This window comes from Nonomuraea antri, from assembly GCF_013283785.1.
GTDB classification, from domain to species: Bacteria; Actinomycetota; Actinomycetes; order Streptosporangiales; family Streptosporangiaceae; genus Nonomuraea; species Nonomuraea antri.
The window spans coordinates 1-22090 of the sequence record NZ_JABCPZ010000030.1; the positions used below are offsets into that span (position 1 = coordinate 1).

At 68.9% G+C, this 22090-nt stretch carries 21 protein-coding genes; 8 read left to right on the forward strand and 13 right to left on the reverse strand.

Features of this window, described 5'->3' with window-relative positions; translation table 11 throughout:
* Positions 1 to 132: 132 nt before the first annotated feature.
* The 8 genes from trxA to HII36_RS12745 all read right to left on the reverse strand — a co-directional run bounded on the left by trxA (position 133) and on the right by HII36_RS12745 (position 9056).
* Positions 133 to 447 carry a thioredoxin gene (trxA, locus tag HII36_RS12710; protein ID WP_173523341.1) on the reverse strand — a complete coding sequence of 105 codons (315 nt, stop codon included), beginning with the start codon at positions 445 to 447 and terminating at the stop codon, positions 133 to 135.
* Positions 448 to 459: 12 nt separating this feature from the next.
* On the reverse strand, positions 460 to 1392 hold the full coding sequence (gene trxB / locus HII36_RS12715) for a thioredoxin-disulfide reductase (protein WP_173523342.1): 933 nt from the start codon (positions 1390 to 1392) through the stop codon (positions 460 to 462).
* A 145-nt stretch (positions 1393 to 1537) separates the two neighbouring features.
* Entirely contained in the window at positions 1538 to 2449 is a 912-nt protein-coding gene (locus tag HII36_RS12720) for an anti-sigma factor family protein (protein WP_173523343.1), read from the reverse strand.
* Positions 2439 to 3074, reverse strand: a complete 636-nt coding sequence (gene sigM, locus HII36_RS12725) for an RNA polymerase sigma factor SigM (RefSeq protein WP_173523344.1) — start codon at positions 3072 to 3074, stop codon at positions 2439 to 2441. Before sigM ends, HII36_RS12720 begins: the two co-directional genes overlap by 11 nt.
* Positions 3075 to 3089: 15 nt before the next feature.
* Positions 3090 to 4592, reverse strand: coding sequence for a protein kinase family protein (locus HII36_RS12730; protein ID WP_173523345.1), 1503 nt, complete (start codon positions 4590 to 4592; stop codon positions 3090 to 3092).
* 164 nt (positions 4593 to 4756) lie between these two features.
* Positions 4757 to 6370 carry a murein biosynthesis integral membrane protein MurJ gene (murJ, locus tag HII36_RS12735; RefSeq protein ID WP_173523346.1) on the reverse strand — a complete coding sequence of 538 codons (1614 nt, stop codon included), beginning with the start codon at positions 6368 to 6370 and terminating at the stop codon, positions 4757 to 4759.
* Positions 6367 to 8481, reverse strand: coding sequence for a DUF6049 family protein (locus HII36_RS12740; protein ID WP_173523347.1), 2115 nt, complete (start codon positions 8479 to 8481; stop codon positions 6367 to 6369). Before HII36_RS12740 ends, murJ begins: the two co-directional genes overlap by 4 nt.
* A 50-nt stretch (positions 8482 to 8531) precedes the next feature.
* Positions 8532 to 9056, reverse strand: a complete 525-nt coding sequence (locus HII36_RS12745; protein ID WP_173523348.1) for an aminoacyl-tRNA deacylase — start codon at positions 9054 to 9056, stop codon at positions 8532 to 8534.
* Positions 9057 to 9206: 150 nt separating this feature from the next.
* On the opposite strand from HII36_RS12745, the gene HII36_RS12750 reads away from it, so the two are divergent.
* Positions 9207 to 10598 (forward strand): CCA tRNA nucleotidyltransferase, encoded by a 1392-nt coding sequence (locus tag HII36_RS12750; RefSeq protein ID WP_173523349.1) that lies wholly within the window; start codon positions 9207 to 9209, stop codon positions 10596 to 10598.
* Here the strand turns inward: HII36_RS12750 and HII36_RS12755 are convergent.
* On the reverse strand, positions 10569 to 11867 hold the full coding sequence (locus HII36_RS12755; protein ID WP_173523350.1) for an MFS transporter: 1299 nt from the start codon (positions 11865 to 11867) through the stop codon (positions 10569 to 10571). The genes HII36_RS12750 and HII36_RS12755 overlap by 30 nt on opposite strands.
* A 157-nt stretch (positions 11868 to 12024) precedes the next feature.
* Between HII36_RS12755 and idi the strand changes: the two genes are divergently transcribed.
* Positions 12025 to 12609, forward strand: coding sequence for an isopentenyl-diphosphate Delta-isomerase (gene idi, locus HII36_RS12760; RefSeq protein ID WP_173523351.1), 585 nt, complete (start codon positions 12025 to 12027; stop codon positions 12607 to 12609).
* A 63-nt stretch (positions 12610 to 12672) separates the two neighbouring features.
* Here idi and HII36_RS12765 read toward each other — a convergent pair whose 3' ends face one another.
* Together HII36_RS12765 and HII36_RS12770 are read right to left on the reverse strand one after the other, a co-directional pair.
* Positions 12673 to 13752: an inositol-3-phosphate synthase gene (locus tag HII36_RS12765; RefSeq protein ID WP_173523352.1), complete on the reverse strand. Its 1080-nt coding sequence runs from the start codon at positions 13750 to 13752 to the stop codon at positions 12673 to 12675.
* 13 nt (positions 13753 to 13765) lie between these two features.
* Entirely contained in the window at positions 13766 to 14350 is a 585-nt protein-coding gene (locus HII36_RS12770) for a PadR family transcriptional regulator (protein ID WP_173523353.1), read from the reverse strand.
* Between the two features lie 133 nt (positions 14351 to 14483).
* On the opposite strand from HII36_RS12770, the gene HII36_RS12775 reads away from it, so the two are divergent.
* The 4 genes from HII36_RS12775 to HII36_RS12790 all read left to right on the forward strand — a co-directional run bounded on the left by HII36_RS12775 (position 14484) and on the right by HII36_RS12790 (position 20068).
* A complete protein-coding gene (locus HII36_RS12775; protein ID WP_173523354.1) occupies positions 14484 to 14870 on the forward strand; it encodes a DUF5318 family protein in 387 nt (128 codons plus the stop codon).
* 139 nt (positions 14871 to 15009) lie between these two features.
* A complete protein-coding gene (locus HII36_RS12780; protein WP_173523355.1) occupies positions 15010 to 17688 on the forward strand; it encodes a transglycosylase domain-containing protein in 2679 nt (892 codons plus the stop codon).
* Positions 17685 to 19007 (forward strand): glycosyltransferase family 87 protein, encoded by a 1323-nt coding sequence (locus HII36_RS12785; RefSeq protein WP_328807694.1) that lies wholly within the window; start codon positions 17685 to 17687, stop codon positions 19005 to 19007. Before HII36_RS12780 ends, HII36_RS12785 begins: the two co-directional genes overlap by 4 nt.
* Positions 19004 to 20068 (forward strand): mannosyltransferase family protein, encoded by a 1065-nt coding sequence (locus HII36_RS12790; protein ID WP_173523356.1) that lies wholly within the window; start codon positions 19004 to 19006, stop codon positions 20066 to 20068. Before HII36_RS12785 ends, HII36_RS12790 begins: the two co-directional genes overlap by 4 nt.
* Positions 20069 to 20148: 80 nt before the next feature.
* Here the strand turns inward: HII36_RS12790 and HII36_RS12795 are convergent, their stop codons facing one another.
* Entirely contained in the window at positions 20149 to 20892 is a 744-nt protein-coding gene (locus tag HII36_RS12795; protein ID WP_173523357.1) for a deoxyribonuclease IV, read from the reverse strand.
* Positions 20893 to 20966: 74 nt separating this feature from the next.
* Here HII36_RS12795 and HII36_RS12800 point away from each other — a divergent pair, with 74 nt between their 5' ends.
* Positions 20967 to 21146 carry a hypothetical protein gene (locus tag HII36_RS12800; protein ID WP_173523358.1) on the forward strand — a complete coding sequence of 60 codons (180 nt, stop codon included), beginning with the start codon at positions 20967 to 20969 and terminating at the stop codon, positions 21144 to 21146.
* Between the two features lie 88 nt (positions 21147 to 21234).
* Here the strand turns inward: HII36_RS12800 and HII36_RS12805 are convergent, their stop codons facing one another.
* Positions 21235 to 21552 (reverse strand): hypothetical protein, encoded by a 318-nt coding sequence (locus tag HII36_RS12805; RefSeq protein WP_236003437.1) that lies wholly within the window; start codon positions 21550 to 21552, stop codon positions 21235 to 21237.
* Positions 21553 to 21743: 191 nt separating this feature from the next.
* Here HII36_RS12805 and rpsF point away from each other — a divergent pair, with 191 nt between their 5' ends.
* On the forward strand, positions 21744 to 22034 hold the full coding sequence (rpsF, locus tag HII36_RS12810) for a 30S ribosomal protein S6 (protein WP_157253949.1): 291 nt from the start codon (positions 21744 to 21746) through the stop codon (positions 22032 to 22034).
* Positions 22035 to 22090: the final 56 nt, after the last annotated feature.

Sequence of the window (22090 nt, forward strand, 5' to 3'; positions counted from 1 at the left end):
ATCGCCGCCGAGGTGGCGGGGTTCATGCTCAAGGACGCCGGCCCCGACGAGCTCGTCGCCGCCATCCGGACCGTGGCCGCGGGCGGCCGGGTGCTCGATCCGCAGCTCGCCTACGCCGTGCTGGGCGTCGTCCTAGATGATGCCCTCGAGCTCGCGAAGCAGCATGGCCTTCGGCTTGGCGCCGATGATCTGCTTGACGACCTCTCCACCCTTGTAGACGTTCATCGTCGGAATCTGGAGCACACCGTATTCACGCGGCACATCCGGGTTCTCGTCGATGTTGAGCTTGACGATCTCCAGCTTGTCGCCGTACTCGTTCTCGATCTCCTGGAGGATGGGCGCGACCTGACGGCACGGGCCGCACCATTCCGCCCAGAAGTCGACCAGCACCGGCTTGTCGCTCTTCAGTACCTCAGCCTCGAACGTAGCGTCGGTTACAGCCTTCACGGGTGCACTCCTTCAGTTCTCGTGGGTGGCGAGCCAGCGCTCGGAGTCGAGTGACGCCGCGCAACCGGTGCCGGCCGCGGTGATGGCCTGGCGGTAGGTGTGGTCGACCACGTCGCCGGCGGCGAACACGCCGTCGATGTTGGTCGCCGTCGACGGGGCGGCCACCTTGATGTAGCCGTTCTCGTCGAGGTCGATCTGGCCCTTGACCAGCTCGGTGCGGGGGTCGTGGCCGATGGCCAGGAACAGCGCGTCGGTGGCGAGCTCGCACTCCTCGCCCGACTTCACGTTGCGCAGCTTCACGGCCTCGACCTTGGTGTCGCCCAGGACGTCGGTGATCTCGGAGTCCCAGACGAACCGGATCTTCTCGTTCGCCAGCGCCCGCTCCTGCATGATCTTGCTGGCCCGCAGGCTGTCGCGGCGGTGCACCACCGTCACCATGCGGCCGAAGCGGGTCAGGAACGTGGCCTCCTCCATGGCGGTGTCGCCGCCGCCGACGACCACGATGTCCTTGTTGCGGAAGAAGAACCCGTCACACGTGGCACACCAGGACACGCCATGCCCGGACAGCCGCTTCTCGTTCGCCAGGCCGAGCTCGCGATAACCCGAGCCCATGGCCAGGATGACCGACTTGGCGTAGTAGGTGTCGGTGTGGGTCTTGACCACCTTGGGGTTGGCGTTCAGATCCACCTCGACGACGTCGTCGGCCACCAGCTCGGCGCCGAAGCGCTCGGCCTGCTTGCGCAGGTTGTCCATGAGGTCGGGGCCCATGATCCCGTCGGGAAAACCAGGGAAGTTCTCCACGTCGGTGGTGTTCATCAGGGCGCCACCGGCGGTGACGGACCCCTCGAACACCAGCGGCTGGAGCTCGGCGCGCGCGGAGTAGACGGCCGCGGTGTATCCGGCGGGGCCGGATCCAATAATGATCACGTTACGAACGTCGCTCAACGCTCCACGCCTTCCTCGTCTGCTGTTGCCACCGGCGTCAACAGATCCTAGGCCGCCCTGATTCCCAGCCCTACCCACAACGCTGGCACAAAACGAAAGAGCCCGCCGAAGCGGGCTCTGACGTGGGTTTTCGCTTACGTGCTCGTCACCAGCGGCCAAGACTCGGCTTGCGCAGGTTCTTGCAGTTGAACGGGTCGACGACGTCGAGCCGCACCTGCTGCTTCGCCTGGTTCTTCCAGGAGACCACGACGAGCGCCTCCTGGCCGTTGTACTGGCCCTGGTCGACGGCGAAGGGCTTGAGCTTCGACCGGTCGGACACCTGGGAGACGCACCGCTCGACCTTCGCCATGTCGGGCGCGGCCCCGCCCCAGATGGGAGCGGGAGCGAGGTAGCCCTGGAGCGGCTGGCGCAGCGCGGTGTCGCTGTAGTTGTAGTCGCTGTCGGTCAGCGCGTACGAACGAACCCGCGCATGACTCCTGGTCGGCTCCTGCGCGATCACGCCGCCGCCCTTGACGTCGGTCGTGCCGCTGGTGGTGCCGCCGCCCGAGGCCAGCAGCCCCGTGGAGACCGCCAGCGTGCCCACCACCGCGGCCGACGCGGCGGCGGCCACGATGGGCATCGCCCACCTGCGCCCTCGCGAGGCCCGCCGCCTGGCGGGGACGATGGTGCCGTCGTCGGAGACCACCCCGAGGCGCACCGGCTCCAGGACCGACCCGAGAACCGGCTCGGGGACCGCGACCGGCTGCTCCCACGGGGAGTCCCGCATGAGCTCATCCCAGTCAGGGGTTTCCGCCAGGCCGACACCTCCCCGGCGAGCTCCGCGAGTCTCCGCTTCGGCGGCCAATGCCTTGTCGATGCGCAGCGCGACACCCATCGGCATGGCCGGGGTCGGAGTCGCCGCGAGCACCTCTCGAACCGCCGCCAGGTCTGCCAGTAGCTCCCCGCAGGGGTCACAGACCGCGAGATGCTCGCGGACCTGGCGTGCCGTGCCGACGTCTAGGAGACCCTCGGCCAGCTCGGCCAGGATTTCCAGATCGTAGTGCGTATCACCCGTCACGAAGTTCTGCTCCCTTCGCGGATGAGACGCGGTTGAGGTCCGAACGGTTCCGCAGATGGGAAAGAATTGGGGCAAGTTTCGCGCGACCGCGCGCACATCGGCTCTTCACCGTGCCGCTGGGCACCTCCAGCACTTGAGCTGCGTCTTCGACCGAATACCCCATCATGTCGACGAGGACGAGCGCCGCCCGCTGGTCGGTGGGCAGCAGTTTCAGCGCGGCCGAGACCTCCATGGAGACCTCGCGCTCCACGGTCTGGTCGGGCAGCGGGGTTTCGCGTTCAGCGGCCTCGATGAGCTCGTCGTCGGCCACGGGACGGACGGACTTGCGCCGCATCCTGTCGAGACAGGCGTTGACCACGATCCGGTGCAGCCAGGTCGTGACGGCCGCTTCGCCGCGAAACGTGGCGGCCTTGCGATAGGCGGAGACGAACGCGTCCTGAACGGCGTCGGCCGCCTCGTCAGGATCGCCCAGCGTACGCAGGGCCACCGCCCACATACGGTCGCGGTGCCTCTTGACGATTTCACTGAACGCGTGTGGATCCCCGTTGATATGCGCGGTCAGCAGCTCGGCGTCTGTGACCGCCGGCCGCTCCGCTGATGAGGGTGTCTCGGGTGGGGAGTTCACAAGAGAGTTTCCTGATTATGCCGATCCGGGAGAGTGCACCACTACTTCATAGATGGTGCCATGAAACTTGCCTGCGTCCGCCGGAACACGCGTAAACCAGATCAAAACGTACTGGCCACTTGCCGCTCGCTCGGGGGTCAAGGTGATCTTGCCCGCCGCGTTCGTCTTGCTCGCCACGGTCTTGAGCGAGCCCAGTTCGGGGGAGTCGCCCACCTTGAGCTCGACGCTCGCGCCCGGAGCCTCGGACAGCGTCGCCACGACGTCGCTGATCTGCATCGACTTGCCCATGTCGAGCAGCAGCCCGACACCGGGCTTGAGATTGCCCAGGTCGGCGCTGTTGTAGTTGGTGGTCTTCCAGAACGTGCTCGGCTTGCCGTCGATGGCCAGCCTGGCCATCTCGGGGTGCTCTTCCCGGTCGTCGCCCAGCGGGTCGAAGCCCTGCGCCCCGGCCGCCTTGACGGTCTGCGGCTCGGCCGAGCTGGACTTCGACGTGGACGGCGTCGTGCCCGCCTCCGGTGGGGTGGGGCTGCCCAGGCTGCGGCCGATCGTCCAGGCGCCGACCCCGACCGCGGCGATGACCAGCAGCACCACCAGCGTCATCAGCACCCGGTTGAGCGTGCTGCCGCCGCCGTTCTGCACGCGTACGGGCGCCTGATGGATGGCCGTCGGCCGGTGCTTGACCTCCACGCCCTCGGCGTGCGAGGCCGCGGTGACGGCGGGCGGCGTGGCCGGGTAGGAGATCGGGATGGGCATCGGCCTGGCGACGTCGGCCAGCGACTCGGCCACGTCGGCCGGGCTGGTCAGCGCCCCCTGGCCCCTGCGCGACTCGGGCAGGCACGCGCGTACGGTGACCGTGTCGAGATAGCCGGGCACCCCGGCCGTCACCTGGCGCGGCGTGCAGAAATGCCCGTCGGTCATCGGGGCGGCGGGCAGCCCGCCCTCTTCCTCGTCGCCCGGCCAGTGGCCGGTCAGCCCGGCGTACAGCAGGCGGCCGAGGCCCTCGGCGTCCTCCAGCGCGGGCTGGTCGGTGGTGAGCCCGGCCAGCGCGGCGTCGACCGCCACGCCGAGCACCTTGACCGTGTTGCCCGTCGTCCAGACCAGGTGGGCCGGGCGCAGGCACAGGTGGTACAGGTCGGCGTCGTGGGCGTGCGCGATGGCCTCGGCGGCCTCGGCCACCAGGCCGGCGGCGCGCTCGGGCTCCAGCGGGCCGGCCGCGAGCAGGTCGGTCAGGGTCTCGCCGGTGACCCACTCGCTGACCACGTAGGAGTGGTCGTCGTCTTGGGCCGCGTCGAACACCTGGGTCAGGCGCGGGTCGGTCAGCCGGCTCGCGGCGCGGGCGGCGGTGACCACCTCGTGCACGCGGGGGAAGTCGGGGGCGAAGGTGTGCACCGCCACCGGCCTGGCCAGGATCTCGTCGATGGCCTTCCACAGGGTGGCGCCGTCGGACTCGCTGACCCGGTCTTCCAGCCGGAAGCGTTCGGCGAGGCGCGTGCCTGGCTCGACCGCAGACGTGCTCACTGGATCACTCCGCTCGGCCGATCGGGCGTGCTCATGACTCGACTCACCTGCGTGGCCGTGTCCCACGTAGGCACGCTATGCCGGGTGGATCCGCCCACGCCCCTCCTGCTTCCATTCGCGCGTGTCGGGCACCATGGTAGTGCCGAGTCGATTCCGCCCGCCTCCTAACGACCTACCCGTCCCGCAACCATCCCAACGATCGAGTTGACCTCCGGGATGCGCATCTTGTGCGCCACACCCAGGTAGAGCAGCATGCCGAGCCCGCCGCCGACGGCCAGCGTGATCAGCGAGTTGAGGAACCCGGGCCGGCCGAAGATCTCCTGAACCAGCCACACCGAGGCCAGTGCCAGCGCGGCGGTGGGCAGCGCGGCCAGGTACATCCTGGTCAGCCCCGACCCGATCGACCAGCCGCCCAGCCCCCGTATCCGGCGCGCGGCCAGGTTCCAGGCCAGGACCGCGCCCAGCGCGTACGCCACGGCGTAGGCGAAGGCCAGGCCCATGACCACGTACGCGGCCGGCAACGTGAAGTACAGGATCACCATGAGCGCCGCGTTGACGGCGGTCACCCCGGCGCCGACGTACACCGGCGTGCGGGTGTCGCCGAAGCTGTAGAAGACCCGCAGCAGCAGCTGGAAGATCGCGAACGGCATCAGCGCCAGCCCGTAGACCTGCAGCACGTTGCCGATGTAGACGGCGTCGGGGACGGTGGTGTTGCCGTGGGCGTAGATCGGCACGGTGATGGCCGGGCCGAGCACCATCAGCAGCAGCGACACCGGCACCATCACCGAGCTGATCAGCCGCACCGCCGACTGGAACTCGCCGCGCACGTCGTCGAGCCGCCCCTCGCCGTACGCCCGGCTCATCCGCGGCAGCATGGCCGTGATCACCGAGACGCCGATGACCCCGTAGGGGAGCTGGAAGAGCTGGAAGGCGAAGGTGTAGGGGGTGAAGCCGTGGTTGGGCACCTCGTCGCCCGCCGACGTGGCCAGGTTGGTGGTCACCAGGAAGCCGAGCTGCGTGATCACCACGTAGCCGATGGTCCACACGCCCATCCTGGCCATCTCGCCCAGCCGCGCGTTACGCAGGTCGAAGCGGGGCTTGAAGGAGAAGCCGATGCGCTTGAGCGAGATGATCAGCACGATGGCCTGGGCCACGATGCCGGCCGTGGTGCCCAGGCCGAGCAGCGCGAGCTGACCGTCGGTGACCTTGTCGACCTCGCTGCCGTCGGGGCCGGCGATCGTCGCGAACGCGAACATCGTCGCGATGACCACCAGGTTGTTGACCACCGGCGCCCACATCGGGGCGGCGAAGCGGTCGCGGGTGTTGAGAATCGCGCCGGCCACCGCGCCGATGCCGAAGAAGGCCAGCTGCGGCAGGATGAACCTGGCCAGCAGCACCGCGACCTCGAACTTGGCGCTGTCCGGCGCCCAGTTGGTGGTGTAGAGGTCGATCAGCAGCGGCGCGGCCCACACCGACAGCGCCGCGACCACGATCAGCGCGATCGTGACGAGCGTCATCAGCCGCTGCTCGTAGGCACGGCCGCCGTCGGGGTCCTGCTGCTGCGCCCGCACGATCATCGGCACCACGACGCTGCTCAGCACGCCGAGCAGCAGCAGGTCGAGGATGCTGTACGGGATCGCGTAGGCCGCGTTGTAGGCGTCGCCCATGGCGGCGGTGCCGACGGCGTAGGCCAGGACCATGGTGCGGACGAAACCGGTGACTCTGGACACCATCGTGCCCGCGGCCATGATCGCGCTGGCCCGCAGGATGCGGCTCATACGGCCTCACTCTCCCGTAGTTTCGCCGCCCGCGCGAGCCGTCGTTCCGACCTGCGGCGCAGGATCCGCAGCACCACGGCGGCCAGCATCACGGTCAGCGCCGCCCCGACGATCACCAGCGCGATGCCGGTGTAGCCGGTGGTGCGGATGGTCAGCTTCTCCGCCTCGCCGTACGGCTGGCCGTCGGCGGTGAGCAACTGGACGGACACGGTCGCGTCGCCGCTGTCGCTGGTGCCCTCGGGGACCTGCATCCGCACCTGGATCGTGCCGCTCTGCCCGGGTTCGATCGTCAGCTTCTCGACGATGTCGACCGACAGCAGTTCGGGATTGTTCGACTTGACGTCGATCTTCAGCGTGACCCTGGAGTCGAGGCCGTTCTTCACGCTGATGGGGACCTCGCCGTTGCGGCCGGCCAGGGTCCGCGGCCGGTCGGGGCCGACGCCGGTGATCTGGATCTTGTCCGTCCTGGCCTCGACCACCGAGTCGACCAGCTTGGTCGCGCCGCGTCCGGTGCGGGTGCTGGTGCGCCAGGCCGACGAGGTGAGCCTGAGCACCGCGGTGTCGAAGCCGGAAGCCCGCTTGTCGGCGGTGATCAGCGAGGTGAGCTGCGCCTTCCAGGCGACGTCCTTGACCGGCTCCAGGTATTTCGCGCTCAGCTCGTCGCCGCGGTTCTGGTCGGTGTAGACCGGGCCGGAGCGCGGGACCGAGGCCTTGCTCGGCTGGAGCTCGTTGAGCGGGGTCAGCGTCAGCCAGGGCAGCCGGGCCGCGGTCCGCAGCAGGCCGCTGACGAGCGTGGGGTTGGGGTTCCAGCGCCGGGACGGCGCGACGACCAGCGACCTGGGCAGGGTCTGCCCGGGCTCGGTGGCGATCATCGCGGTCTCGGCGATGAAGCGCTGGGTGCTGAGCAGCGTCGTGGTGGGCGCGGTCGGCTCGAACAGCCGGCTCAGCTCGGGGTCGGCGACCAGCGCGGTGACCGGGCCGTTCACGGTGTCGATCGTGGACGCGGCGTCGGGCGTGGTCGCGGTGGGGGTCTGCGGCGGCAGGTTCGTGGCGTTGAGCAGGACCCGGTCGACCCGGTCCTTGCTCACCGCGAGCAGGTCGAGCGCGTCGGCGTCGAGCACGCCCGCGGGCGGCCAGTTCGTGGTGGTCTGCGCGTTGCGGTTGAGCAGCGAGCGTGCGGTCTGCCCGCCCAGCTCGATCGCCCTGCTGGTCTGACCGTCGAGCCCCTGGTGCGCCAGCGCGGTGATGTCGGGGTCGGCGTACGGCGTGGCCACCACCGGGGAGGCGGCCAGCGAGGTGCGCATGCTCTGCAGCCACTGCGCGGCGTTGGGGTCGGCCGGCTTCTCCTGCGTCTCCTTCTTCGTCTTGACCGTGTATTTCCTGGTCATCGCCTGCACGTCGTCGAGCAGGGCGGGCTCGAAGAACCAGGTGACGGACTTGGGCGCGGTCTGCGCGATGCGAGCCAGGTCGGCCAGCCGGCCCTTGCCGGTCAGGGACTGGCTCAGCTTGTCGTCGAAGAAGGTCGAGCCGTCGGCCCGGTGCGGCTGGTCGATCACCGGCAGCGCGATGGCCAGGCGGTTCTTCGGCAGCGCGGGCGTCATGGGCGGGGCGTAGGTGAGGAAGGTCTTCTGCGCGACGACGCCCACGCCGCTCTGCGCCACCTCGACCGCGACCGGGTAGACGCCGAACGAGGTCAGCCCGAGCTGCGCGGGCGTCCTGACGATCTCGAACGGGACCGAGGCGCCCGCGGCGAGCGCCTGGATGGGCACGAAGGAGGACTCGGAGACGAGCGGCGGCTTGGCGTTCGGGTCGTCGTGGTAGGCCGCCATCGCCGTGCGGTCGGCGAACCGCTGCGAGGTGTAACGCAACTGCACTCTCAGCCACGACAGCGGCGCTCCGGTGTCGTTGCGCACGACACCGGAGATCTTGATCTCGTCGTTGGGCGTCTTGGGCACCTCGGGTGTGATCGAGGTGATCGAGACGGCGATCGACTGCCTGTTCGCCTGGGTGACGGCCGGCGCGTTCGCGGCAGCGGTGGTCGGCGTCGCCGCCACCAGAGGGGCGAGCAACGCTGCGGACAGTGCGGCGAGCAGCGCGGCCTTACGGATCACGCGTCTGCCCGGGCTGGAGTACGACGACGCACGCCCGCAATGGTACGGGCTCAGTGCCGCGGCGCGACCGCCTCACGGGATCCTCGCGGCCGCGGCACCCGTAGGTCCACCATCTTTCCGGTCAGCAGAGTGAGCAGGTCGAGTGCGCCGAGCATGAGCGCCGTGTGGCGTTCGCCGGTGGCGGTGAACACGGGTTCGTCGTCGACGACCAGCCGTTCGTCGATGAGCACGGGCAGCGATTCCGGCAGCAGCAACGGGCTGACCAGCCCGTCGGCGTAGTCGGTCGCGGAGTTGACCAGGAACGCCGGCGCCGGGCGCACCTGCCGCGCGCCGAGCAGCCCGCCGACCGCTCCCGGCCTGGGTGGCGCCGCCGCCGTGGACACGACCGCGACGACGACCTCGCGGCCGATCCTCATGGCGACCTCGAACACCGTGACCACCACGCACCGCTCGGGTGCCGCGGAGACCGTCTCTGGCAGCTCTTCCGCGCATGTCATGGGGCGCGGAAGGCGTACGATCTCATGATGGACCTGGTGTGCGAGGAGCCAGCGGTGGAGCGCGAGGGCGTCCTTCATATGTCCTCCTTGCCTCGTTCCATGGCCCCGACGGTCCTCTGACCGACGGTAACCCGGACCTGGTGTGGCTCGGGGGATATGTTCCGGGAATAGAAGAAGGACCTACCGAGCTTGTCCGACTCAAATCTGACCGAAACCCAGCAGCGGGCCATGACTGATTTGTTCCGCAAGATCGCGCCGGTGGCCGACGAGCTCGGCCGGCTGTTCGCCGATCAGGGCCATGAGCTGGCCCTCGTCGGCGGCCCCGTGCGCGACATCCTGCTCGGCCGTATCGGCAAAGACCTCGACCTGACCACAGACGCCCGTCCGGAACGGGTGCTGGAGCTCGTCAGGGACTGGGCCGACTCGGTCTGGACGATCGGCATCGATTTCGGCACGGTCGGCCTGCGCAAGGCCAACTTCCTGATCGAGATCACCACCTATCGCAGCGAGTCGTACGACCCGAAGTCGCGCAAGCCCGAGGTCATGTACGGCGACACCCTCCAGGCCGACCTGGAGCGGCGCGACTTCGCGGTCAACGCGATGGCGGTGCGGCTGCCCGGCCACGAGTTCGTCGACCCGTACGGCGGGCTGAGCGACCTGGCGGCCAAGGTGCTGCGCACGCCGGGCCCGCCCGAGCGCTCGTTCGACGACGACCCGCTGCGCATGCTGCGTGCCGCCAGGTTCGCCTCGCAGCTCGGGTTCACCGTCGACGCGGCGGCCATGGCGGCGATGACGTCGATGGCCGAGCGCATCGAGATCGTCTCGGCCGAGCGCATCCGCGACGAGCTCGACAAGCTGGTCTGCGGCCGGTACCCGCGCGAAGGCCTGCGGCTGCTGGTGGAGTCCGGGCTGGCCGCGTACGTGCTGCCCGAGCTGCCCAAGCTGCGCCTGGAGATCGACGAGCACCACCGGCACAAGGACGTCTACGAGCACACGCTGACCGTCCTCGACCAGGCCATGGCGCAGGAGGAGGACGGCCAGTGCGACCGCATCCTGCGCTGGGCGGCGCTCATGCACGACGTGGGCAAGCCCAAGACGCGCCGCCACGAGGCGGGCGGCCGGGTCTCCTTCCACCACCACGAGGTGGTCGGCGCCCAGATGACCAAGAAGCGCATGACCGAGCTGAAGTTCCCCAAGGACGTGGTGTCCGACGTCTCCCGCCTGGTGGAGCTGCACCTGCGCTTCCACGGCTACGGCACGGGGGAGTGGACCGACAGCGCGGTGCGCCGCTACGTCCGCGACGGCGGCCCGCTGCTCGACCGGCTGCACAAGCTGACCAGGGCCGACTGCACCACCCGCAACAAGCGCAAGGCCGCGACCCTGTCGCGCACCTACGACCAGCTCGAAGAGCGCATCGCGCGGCTGGCCGACGAGGAGGAGCTGGCCAAGATCCGGCCCGAGCTCGACGGCAACGAGATCCAGGCGGTTCTCGGGGTCGGCCCGGGCCCGGTGGTCGGCCAGGCGTACAAGTTCCTGCTCGACCTCAGGCTCGACAAGGGCATGATCGGCAAGGAGGCCGCCACCCAGGCGCTACTCGACTGGGCCAGAGCGAACTCGTAGCGCCGAGGCGGTGATCATCCGGTAGGCGAGCCCGGCCAGCGGGTAGCCCACCGCGATGATCGCCACCGCCAGGTACGACTTGCCGTTCGCGGGCAGGATCACCGCCGCGGCGGCCGCGGCGGCCACGTAGACGCCGTTGAACAGCATGTCGTAGACGGAGAAGGCACGGCCGCGGTAGGCGTCGTCGACGTCGCGCTGCACGGCGGTGTCGGCGCAGATCTTGACGCTCTGCCCGGCCACGCCGAGCACGAACCCGGCGATCCACAGCCCCCACTCCTGGAACGGCAGGACCAGCACGGCGGAGATCAGGCCGGCCGCCGTCAGCGCGATGGGCACCCAGCGTTCCAGCGTGAAGCGCTCGGTCGCCCACGGGGTGAGCACCACCGCGACGGCGAAGCCGACGCCCGAGGTGGCCACCACGACGCTGATCCCCTCCAGCGCGGCATCAGGGTCGTTGCTGGTGAAGTAGTAGCGGAACAGGATGATCCCGAGCGCGGTGAGCAGGCCGTAGAAGAACCGGTGCGCGGCCATCGCGCCCATCGTGGCGGCGGCCACGCGGTGGCGGGCCAGGTGCTTGGCGCCGTCGACGAGGCCGGCCACCACGTTGCGCACGGCCTCGCGCGCCTGCGGCTGGTCGGGGTCGAACCACGGGCCGAGCAGGTCGCGCCTCATGGTGCGGGCGACCAGCGCGCTCAGCGCGAACAGCACGCCCGAGGCGGCGAGCAGCACCGCGATGCCCAGGTCGTCGCCGCCGACGAGCTTGCGCAGCGCGTAGCCGACGCCGAAGCCGGCGAACGTGACCACGGTGCCCGAGGTGGGCACGACCGCGTTGGCCGACAGCAGCCGGTCGGTCGGCACCACGTGCGGCAGCGAGGCGCCGAGCGCGGCCAGGAAGAACCTGTTGACCGCGAGCACGCCGAGCGCGGCGGCGTAGAACGCGGGATCGGGCACGTCGAGCGCGACCAGCGTGGCGGCCAGGAGCAGCGCCCCGCCGCGGACGAACGGCGCGATCACCAGGATCTGCCGCCGCGACCAGCGGTCGATGAACACGCCCACGAACGGGCCGAGCAGGCTGTACGGCAGCAGCAGCACCGCCAGCCCCGCGGCCACCGCGAGCGCGGTCGTCTGCTCCTCGGGCCGGAAGAAGGCGAAGTTCGCCACCGCGAACTGGAAGATCCCGTCGGAGAACTGGGAGACCAGCCGGGTGCCGAACAGCCGTCGGAAATCCCTGCCCTGGAGTACCACGCGCAGGTCGGCGACAAATGACACGCAGTCAGCCTAGCCCGGCGGGCCCCATGGACGACGCGGTGCGCGTCCGCCGGGATGAGCCGGGATGAGCCGGGATGAGCCGGGATGAGGCAGAGGTTGGTGCAGCAGGTGGGCCAACCGTTCCTCCTGGTCATCATGATCACGTACGCTTCATAGCGTGACGACTGAGGAACACGTTGTACTGGTTGATCCTGAAGGCCGCGCGCTGGGCACCGCGCCCAAGTCGGCCGTGCACCGCCAGGACACCCCGCTCCACCTGGCGTTCTCCAGCTATGTCTTCGACCACGACGGTCGCGTGCTGCTGACCAGGCGGGCCGCGCACAAGGTCACCTGGCCCGGCGTGTGGACCAACAGCTGCTGCGGGCACCCGCTGCCCGGCGAGCCGGTCGACCAGGCCGTCCTGCGCCGGCTCTCCTACGAGCTCGGGCTGGTCGCCGACCACGCCGACCTGATGCTGCCGACCTTCTCCTACCGGGCCGTGATGGGCAACGGGATCGTCGAGCACGAGCTGTGCCCGGTCTACCGGGTCACGGTCGACGCCCCGGTGCTGCCGAACCCCGACGAGGTGGGCGAGGTGCGCTGGATGCCGTGGAAGGAGTTCGCCGATGGCGTGCGCAGCGGCCTGCTGGCGATCTCGCCCTGGTGCCGCGAGCAGGTCCCGCTGCTCATGGAGCTGGGCGCGGACCCGCTCGGCTGGGCGTCCGCCACCGACGAGCGGCTGCCCCAGGCCGCCCGCGCGTGACAACGGCGCCGCACGCACCGCGCGCGACGCCGTTTCACGTGAATCACGAGGCCGGGGAAGCCGTCACCGCTCGACTTCGCCGCGGATGAACTTCTCCACGTACTCGCGCGCCTCGTCGTCGGAGTGCTGGACGGGCGGCGACTTCATGAAGTACGACGACGCCGACAGGATCGGCCCGCCGACGCCCCGGTCCATCGCGATCTTCGCGGCCCGGACGGCGTCGATGATGATGCCGGCCGAGTTCGGCGAGTCCCACACCTCGAGCTTGTACTCCAGGTTCAGCGGGGTGTCGCCGAACGAACGGCCTTCGAGCCGGACGTAGGCCCACTTGCGGTCGTCCAGCCACGGCACGTGGTCGGACGGGCCGATGTGCACGTCGGCCTTGCCCATCTCGTGCGGGATCTGCGAGGTGACCGACTGGGTCTTGGAGATCTTCTTGGACTGGAGGCGGCTGCGCTCCAGCATGTTCATGAAGTCCATGTTGCCGCCGAAGTTGAGCTGGTAGGTACGCAGCAGCTCGACCCCGCGGTCCTCGAACAACTTGGCCATCACCCGGTGCGTGATCGTGGCGCCCACCTGCGACTTGATGTCGTCGCCCACGATCGGCACGCCGGCCTCGGTGAACTTCTCCGCCCACTCGGGGTCGGAGGCGATGAAGACCGGCAGCGCGTTCACGAAGCCCACCTTGGCGTCGATCGCGCACTGCGCGTAGAAGCGGTCGGCCTCCTCCGAACCCACCGGCAGGTAGGACACCAGGACGTCCACCCGCTGGTCCTTCAACACCTGGACCACGTCGACGGGTTCCTCGTCGGACTCCTCGATGATCTCGCGGTAGAACTCACCCAGGCCGTCGAAGGTATGACCACGCAGCACGGTCACCCCCGTGGGCGGCACGTCGGTGATCTTGATCGTGTTGTTCTCGCTGGCGACGATCGCTTCCGACAGGTCGCGGCCGACCTTCTTGGCGTCCACGTCGAAGGCCGCGACGAACTCGACGTCGCCTACGTGGTACTCGCCGAACTTCACGTGCATCAGGCCCGGGACCCGTGTGTCCGGGTCGGCGTCCTTGTAGTAGTGAACGCCCTGGACCAGCGACGACGCGCAGTTGCCGACACCGACAATGGCCACGCGAACCGAACCCATCGCACTCGCTCCCTTACTCATCAGTTGACGTGGTATCTCTTTCGGGCCCCTCAGAGGCCCGTCTCTCCGTTGCGATCAACTCGTTCAGCCAACGCACCTCGCGTTCGACCGACTCCAGCCCGTGGCGCTGCAGTTCGAGCGTGTAGCTGTCGAGACGCTCCCTGGTCCGCGCCAGGGCCGTGCGCACGGCGTCGAGTCGCTCTTCCAACCGGCTGCGCCGGCCTTCGAGGATGCGCAGGCGCACCTCGGCCTCGGTGTGCCTGAAGAAGGCGAAGTGCACGCCGAAGGATTCGTCCTCCCAAGCGGAGGGACCGGCCTGGGTGAGCAGCTCTTGCAGGCGCTCCTTGCCCTCGGCCGTCAGCTTGTAGACGATCTTCGACCTGCCCCCGACGATCGCGGGTTGTTCCGGCTGCTCTTCCGTGATGAGGCCCTGCGCCAGCAGTGATCGCAGACAGGGGTACAGCGACCCGTAGGAGAACGCACGGAACATCCCCAGCAGGGCGTTGAGCCGTTTGCGCAGCTCATAGCCATGGAGCGGCGTCTCGTGCAGCGACCCGAGCACGGCGAGTTCCAGTACCCGGCCCTGTCCGCCGGCCATGGGAACCGCCCCCTCTCGCGTCGATGTATCGAGCCGATACATCCTGAGGATACGTCGCTCCGCTATATCGCCGCAATTAAGGGTTTGACCAAGCCGTTGGGATGAATCGGTAAAACGCCGTAGTCTGGCGCTCATGTGGTCACAGCGAAGGGTGGTGGACTACGGCCTCGCCAAGCGGGCGGTCGTCCGCTCCCTGCGTACCGGGCGGGCCTCGCGCGGTGACGTCTGTGACGCACAGCCCTACCTCCTCCGCGCGGCCCGTTTCTTCGGTGAACCGACCGAACGTCTCTGCCCGGTGTGCGAGAGGGAGAACGTCACCAACGTGACCTATGTCTATGGGGATTCGTTGGGGCGGCATGCCGGTCAGGCAAAGGTCACATCAGAGCTCGCCGAGATGGCCCATGATTACGATGAGTTCCGGGTGTACGTCGTCGAGGTCTGCCAAGGTTGTTCCTGGAACCACCTGACGGTCTCGTTCGTCCTCGGAAACGGACCGCCGGACCTCGTCGGCCGAACCTGATGACCGAGGGCGGGAAACCTCACGCCCAACGCCGTTTTATCCGTCGACGATGCGAGGACGTGTGAGTAACAGCATGAATGAGGGGGCGGCCCATCCGCCTCGCCCTGGGCGGCGCCGTCGCTCCAGCTCATCCCGTTCTGTGCCCCCAGGTTCTCCCGCTCAAACCGGTGACGCGGGTTGGGGCGCGGCGCAGCCGCAGCGGCGGCCCGAGGCCGCCTACGAGCAGACCGGCGCCATGGCCGCGCAGCAGTACGAGGAGCCGTCCGGCCGGCAGCGCAACTCCGGCCCGCAGCGGCCCCAGCAGCCCGGCCCGCAGCAGCCCGGCCCCCAGGGACCGGGCCCTTACCAGCAGGGTCCGCAGGAGACCGCGATGACCCAGCGGCATCCCGCCGCGTCCGAGCCCGCGCCCACGCAGCGTCAGCCGCGCGCGCGTTCCAGGCAGGACGGCGGCGGCAGGCGAGACGGGGGCCGCCAGGACGCGGGCAGGCAGGACACCCGCGTGGTCGGCAGCCAGGAGACGATCGTCAGCGACGCGCCGCCGCGGCGCGGCCGCAGGGGCGGCGCCGGCGCCCCGCCGGACCCGCCGGGGCCGCCGAAGAAGACGCGCGGCGGCTGGCGCAGGTTCGTGCCGAGCTGGAAGATCGTCGTGGCCGGCTTCGTGGTGCTGGCGGCGGGCCTGTTCGGCATGGTCATGGTCGCCTACTCGCTCACGCCCCTGCCCGACGAGGATTCCGCGCAGGCCGCCGCGGTGGCCCAGCAGAGCATCATCTACTACAACGACGGCAAGACCGAGATCGCCAGACTGGGCACCAAGCGGACGATCGTCCGCTACGACCAGCTGTCCGATTACCTCAAGGACGCCACGGTCGCCATCGAGAACGACACGTTCTGGACGGACTCCGGCATCTCGATCTCCGGCATGTTCCGCTCGGTCTGGATGACGGCGACCGGCCAGCAGCTCCAGGGCGCCTCGACCATCACCCAGCAGATGGCCCGTAACTACTACGACGGCCTGAGCAGGGACGTCTCGGTCACCCGTAAGGTCAAGGAGATCTTCGTCGCGGTCAAGCTCGACCAGCGGCTGACCAAGGAAGACATCCTCAGGAACTACCTGAACACCGTCAACTTCGGTCTCGCCTACGGCGCCGAGGCCGCGGCCAGGGAATACTTCGGCAAGAAGGCCACCGCCAAGAACCTCACGCCGTCGCAGGCGGCCTACCTGGCGGCCAGGATCCAGCAGCCGAACTGGAAGCCCGACGCGCCTGAGCTGAAGTACCGGTGGAAGACCGTCATCGACTACATGGCCAAGCAGTGGCCGCAGAAGTACGGCGACCTGCCCGCCAAGGCGGAGTTCCCCAAGACCGCCAAGCGCAGCCAGTCCCAGGACCTGGGCGACCTCAAGGGCTACATGGTCAAGGAGGTCATGGCGGAGCTGGCCGACCGCAACGTGACCGACGAAATGGTGCGCAGCGAGGGCTACAAGATCGTCTCCACCTTCGACAAGAAGCTCATGGAGGACGCCAAGAAGGCCGTCCACACCCACATGGACCAGATGTCGTCGGAGTTCCACACCGGTCTGGCCGCCGTCGACCCGAAGACCGGGCGCGTGATCGCGTTCTACGGCGGTGACGACTACGACAAGGACCAGTTCAACGAGCCCTTCGACGCGGAGAAGCAGGCCGCGTCGGCGTTCAAGCCGTACGTGCTGGCCGCCTGGCTGCAGGCCGGCTACTCGCTGCAGAGCTACGTGCCGGGTAACAAGACCGTGCCGGAGAAGATCCCCGGCCAGGCGAAGACGGGCTTCAACAACAGCCACAACGAAGACCCCGCGATCGACGTGATCAGGGCGACCGCCCAGTCGGTCAACACCGCCTACGTGTCGATGGCGTTCAAGCTGCCGAACCAGCTCGAGGACGTCAACGATCTCGTCAAGCTCGCCGGGTTCAACGCCGAGCGCATGGACGAGGACGTGCGCGACCACCAGTTCCAGTTCTCCATCGGCAGCGCGCTGGTGTCACCGGTGGAGCAGGCGGCCGGCTACTCGATCTTCGCCAACGGGGGCAAGTACACCCGTTACCACGTGATCCAGAAGGTCACCAAGGACGGCCAGGTCGTGCTGCCCGAGCTGCGCAACGTCAAGAAGGTCATCGACCCCGACGTGGCCGCCGACGCCACGATCGCCATGCAGGAGGTGCTCAAGAGCGGCACCGCGCGGGGTCAGGGCCTGGGCGCCCGGCCGGCGGCCGGCAAGACCGGTACGAACAACGACGAGAAGGAAGCCTGGTTCGTCGGTTACACGCCGCAGCTCAGCGTGGCCGTGGGCATGTACAGGGAGGTGTGTTACACCAAGACGGGCAGGGTCGTGCCGCCCAGGAACTCGGCCTGTCCCGCGACGCCAGGCGGCAAGGCGAGCAAGAAGTACGGGCCGCATAACCCGTACAGCACGGCCAGGGAGGCCTCGCTCGGCTTCGAGGGCGCGGGTCCGCCCACCCGCGTGTGGCGCACGTTCATGATGCTCGCGCACGAGGGCAAGGAGATCGAGCAGTTCCCCGCGCGGGCCGACGTCGGCATCGCGGAGAACATCGTGACCAAGCCGACGCCCACGCCGACCCCGACCGACCCGTTCGGCGACCCGACCGGCGACCCGGACTGCGGCCTGCTCGGCTGTGACGACATCGGCGAGGACGTGACCTCCGACCCCGACGTCGACCAGGGCATCCCCGACTCCGAAGACCACGGGATCATGGGCGGCGGCACGGCTCCGCAGCCGGGATCGTCCGGTCCGACGCCCGTGCCGAGCAGACCCGAGGACCGGTGACCACCGACACCGAGGTCCGCGCCCCGCTGATGGCGCGCGCCGTCCCGTACCTGCCCCTGGGCCTGTTCGCGGCCCTGGGGGCGGTGCTGGCGTACGTGGTGAGGCTGCCCTGCCGCTCCGGCGGCTGGGGCGACCAGGTCACCATCTACACGAACTTCTGCTACACCGACATCTACCCGCTGTACTTCGACCGCCAGCTCGCCACGCAGAACCCGTACTTCGCGGACGTGCCGTTCGAGAAGCAGGTCGAGTACCCGGTGGTGCTGGGCGAGGTCATGCAGGCCATCGCCTGGGTGGTGCGCGAGCTGGCCATCGACCCGGCCGCGCAGGCGGTGAAGTTCTACGACCTCACGGTCATCCTGCTCGGCGTCTGCCTGGTGGCCGGCGTGCTGCTGATGGCCGCGGTGGCCGGGCCGACCAGGCGGTGGGACCCGCTGTGGTACGCGATCTCGCCCGTCGTGGTCTTCGCCGCCTACATCAACTGGGACCTGGTCGCCGGCGCGCTGTCGATGGGCATGCTGCTGGCCTGGTCGCGCCGCCGGCACGTGCTGGCGGGCGTGCTGCTGGGGCTGGCGATCGCGACCAAGTTCTATCCGCTGATGTTCATCGGCGCGTTGTTCCTGCTCAGCCTGCGTACGTTGAAGTGGCGGCCGTTCCTGGTCACGGTGGGCTCGGCGGCCGGCGCGTGGCTCGCGGTGAACCTGCCGTACATGGTGTTCGCCTGGGAGGGCTGGAAGCGGTTCTACGTCTTCTCCCAGGAACGCGGCATCGACTGGGGCTCGGTCTGGCTGTTCTTCCAGAACAAGGGCTGGCCGATCGTGGGTGCGTCCAACGTCAGCATCCTCGGCATGACCTCGCTGGCGCTGTTGTGTGTGGGCATCGCCGTGCTGACGCTGGCCGCGCCGCGCCGCCCGCGCCTGGCGCAGATCTGCTTCCTGGCGCTGGCCGCGTTCATGATGACGAACAAGGTGTGGTCGCCGCAGTTCGTGCTCTGGCTGGTGCCGTTCGCCGTGCTGGCCAGGCCGAACTGGAAGCCGCTGGTGCTGTGGCAGCTCGCCGAGCTGTGGTACTTCTTCGCGATCTGGCTCTACCTGCTCTCGCAGGGGCCGGTGAGCCGTCCCGATCTGGGCATCGGTGACGACACGTACTTCACCGCCGTGTGGGGACGCGTCATCACCATCGGCATCATGATGGCCTTCGTCGTCCGCGACATCCTGCGGCCGGAGAGAGACCTGGTGCGCCAGGACGGGATCGACGATCAGGTGGGCGGCGTGTTCGACGGCGCCCAGGACCGCTTCTCGCTGAACACCGTACGATGATCACCCGCTCGGCCCGCCTGGACGCACTGTTGCTGTGGTGCGGCTCGCGGGCCGGGCTGCTGGTCGCCACGCTGCTCGGCGCGTCGCTGGCCGGCTACCTGGAACGCTGGCGGCGCTGGGACGCCGAGCTGTTCGTCACGATCGCCCGCCACGGTTACGACGGAGACCCGGGACGGCCGATCGACGACGGGCTGCCCGCGTTCTTCCCCGGGATGCCGCTCGCGCTGCGCCTGGTGAACCTGGTCGTGTCGGACTGGGCGGCGTGCGGGCTGCTGATCTCGCTGGTGTCCGGCGCGGTGGCGGTGGTGGCCCTGGCCAGGCTGGCCGAGCTCGAAGGCGCCGACGGGTGGATCGCGGTGACCGCGCTGCTGCTGTTCCCCACGGCGGTGTTCCTGTCCGCGGGCTACAGCGAGTCGCTGTTCCTGGCCTTCGCGATCCCCGCCTGGCTGGCCGCCAGGCAGAAACGCTGGCCGCTCGCCGTCGCCCTGGCCGCCGGCGCCTCGTGCGTGCGCATCACGGGCCTGTTCCTGGCGCTCGCGCTGGTGGTGGAGTTCCGCACCGGACGCTCGCCGCTGCGCCAGGCCGGCTGGCTGGCCGTGCCGATCCTGCCGGTGGTGGCGTACGCGTACTACCACTTCACGCGTACCGGGGACTGGCTGGCCTGGAAGCACGCCCAGGAGGCCGGATGGGGACGCGAGTTCGCCTGGCCGTGGGAGGCCTGGCGAACCACGTGGGGCTCGGCCATGGGCACGGACGAGTTCGCGATGGCGTTCCGGATGGAGATCGCCGGGGCGGTGCTGGCCGTGGCCGCGCTGGCGTGGTTGTGCGCGCAGCGCAGGTGGAGCGAGGTCGTCTACACCGGCACGCAGGCCGGCGCGCTGATGACCTCGGCCTACTACCTGTCGATCCCGCGCTCGCTGCTGCTGTGGTTCCCGCTGTGGACGGCGATCGCCAGGCTCGCCACCCGGCGGCGCTGGGTGATCGTGCTGTACGTGGCGATCAGCGGACCGCTCATGCTGCTCGACACGTCCAGATTCCTGTCGGGCGCCTGGGCGGGCTGACCTCTATACCCGTTTCGGCGCTTCGGTAATCCAGGGAAGTTATCCACAGGCTGTGTATTTCCCGAGGCTTGTGCGCGGGCCTAGAGGTTCTTGCGGAGGAACGCGATGTCCTCGGCCTGGCCCTCGCCCGGCGTCTCCACCACGATCGGGGCGTTCGCCGCCCGGCACACCGCCAGGATCAGCTCCGAGTCGATCTTGCCCTTGCCCAGGTTGGCGTGGCGGTCGGCGCCGGAGTCGAAGTCGTCGCGCGAGTCGTTGCAGTGGATCAGGTCGATCCTGCCGGTGATGGCCATCACCCGGTCGACCAGGTCGAGCAGCTCTTCGCCGCCGGCGTGCGCGTGGCAGGTGTCGAGGCAGAAGCCCACGTCGAAGCCGTCGAGGGTGTCCCAGAGCCGGGCGATGCTGTCGAGCCTGCGCGCCATGGCGTTGTCGCCGCCCGCGGTGTTCTCGATCAGCACCGGGATCGGGCACTCCAGCCGCTCGAACACCTTGCGCCAGTTGTCGAAACCGGTCTGCGGGTCGTCGTTCTTGTTCAGGTGGCCGCCGTGCACGACCAGCCCCTTGGCGCCGAGCCCGGCCGCGGCCTCCAGGTGCTGGGCCAGCAGCTTGCGGCTGGGGATCCTGATGCGGTTGTTCGTGGTAGCCACGTTGATCAGGTACGGGGCGTGAATGTAGATGTCGACGCCCTCGACCGGCTTGCCGGGAAGCACCGGCTTGTCGTAGCCCTGGGGATTGCCGAGGAAGAACTGCACCACTTCCGCGCCCACCGCGGCGGCGTGGGCTGCGGGGTCGTCCTGGTCGACATGAGCTCCGATGCGCACCATGTCACGGAGCTTATCCGTTTGCGTGCGGTGGGTCAGGGCAGTTGCCGATGCGCCCCCTGATCGAGGAGAGCGACATGGCACCTTGGCGCTGGCGCGCGCTGATCTTATTGATCTACGTGGTGGTGGGTATCTACGTGGCCTGGGTCTACGACTACATCACGCCCGGGCTGCTCAAGGACCTGGCGGAAGCGCTGCTCGCGGTCTTCCTGTGGTTCCTCGTCCTGCTCGGTGTGGATCTGCACATCGGCGGCTGACATATCGCCGAGAACGGCCCCAGGCACGCGCCGGGGGCCGTTCTTCGTGGCCGTGGATCTTCGTGCCGTGAATCTTCGTGGCCGTGGATCACGGATGCGGCAGGAAGCCGCCGTGCGCGATGCCGAGCGCGGCGCCCACGAACGACGCCACCAGGCCCACGATGTTCAGCGACCGCTGCGGAGTGGTCGCGGAGATGTACTGCGAGTAGAGACCGACCCCGAATCCCAGGGTCCCGAACCACGACGAGATCATGTGCGCGGCGGGGAAGAACGTCGCGACGAACGCCACCAGACCGCACACGAGCGTGGCGACGGCCAGGATGTTCTCCACCGGATGCGGATGCCCATCGCTGTTGAGCGTGAGCCTGAACCGCTCGTTCTCGGAGGGCTGAAGCACATGCGGCACAGCCATCACCCCCTTGGTTCTTCTCCATGCCTTCCCACCTGCGAGCGGCTGGTAACCTAGTCAGGCTGCGTTGTGATGGGTGATCCGTCACTCCGGGGCGCCGAAAGGGGCGCGCCGGCCGAAACGTCAGCGTCCTCCTGTCACGGCAGAGTGTCGTGACCGCAAGAGTCCAGAGGAGGTTGGAGTCCCGCATGCGTCGTTACGAAGTAATGGTCATCCTGGACCCTTCGCTCGATGAGCGCACCGTGGCGCCGTCCCTCGACCAGTTCCTCACCGTGGTCCGCAACGACGGCGGCACCGTGGAGAAGGTCGACGTCTGGGGCCGTCGCCGTCTCGCCTACGACATCGACAAGAAGTCGGAAGGCATCTACGCCGTCATCGACCTGTCCGCGGAGCCCGCGACGGTCAAGGAGCTCGACCGGCAGATGAACCTCAACGAGGGCATCATGCGCACCAAGGTCATCCGTCCGGACGTGCACTAAAGCCCGGCTTTTTGTCGGGGCACACCCGTACTCTGAGCCGTAACCCAAGCGAAGGC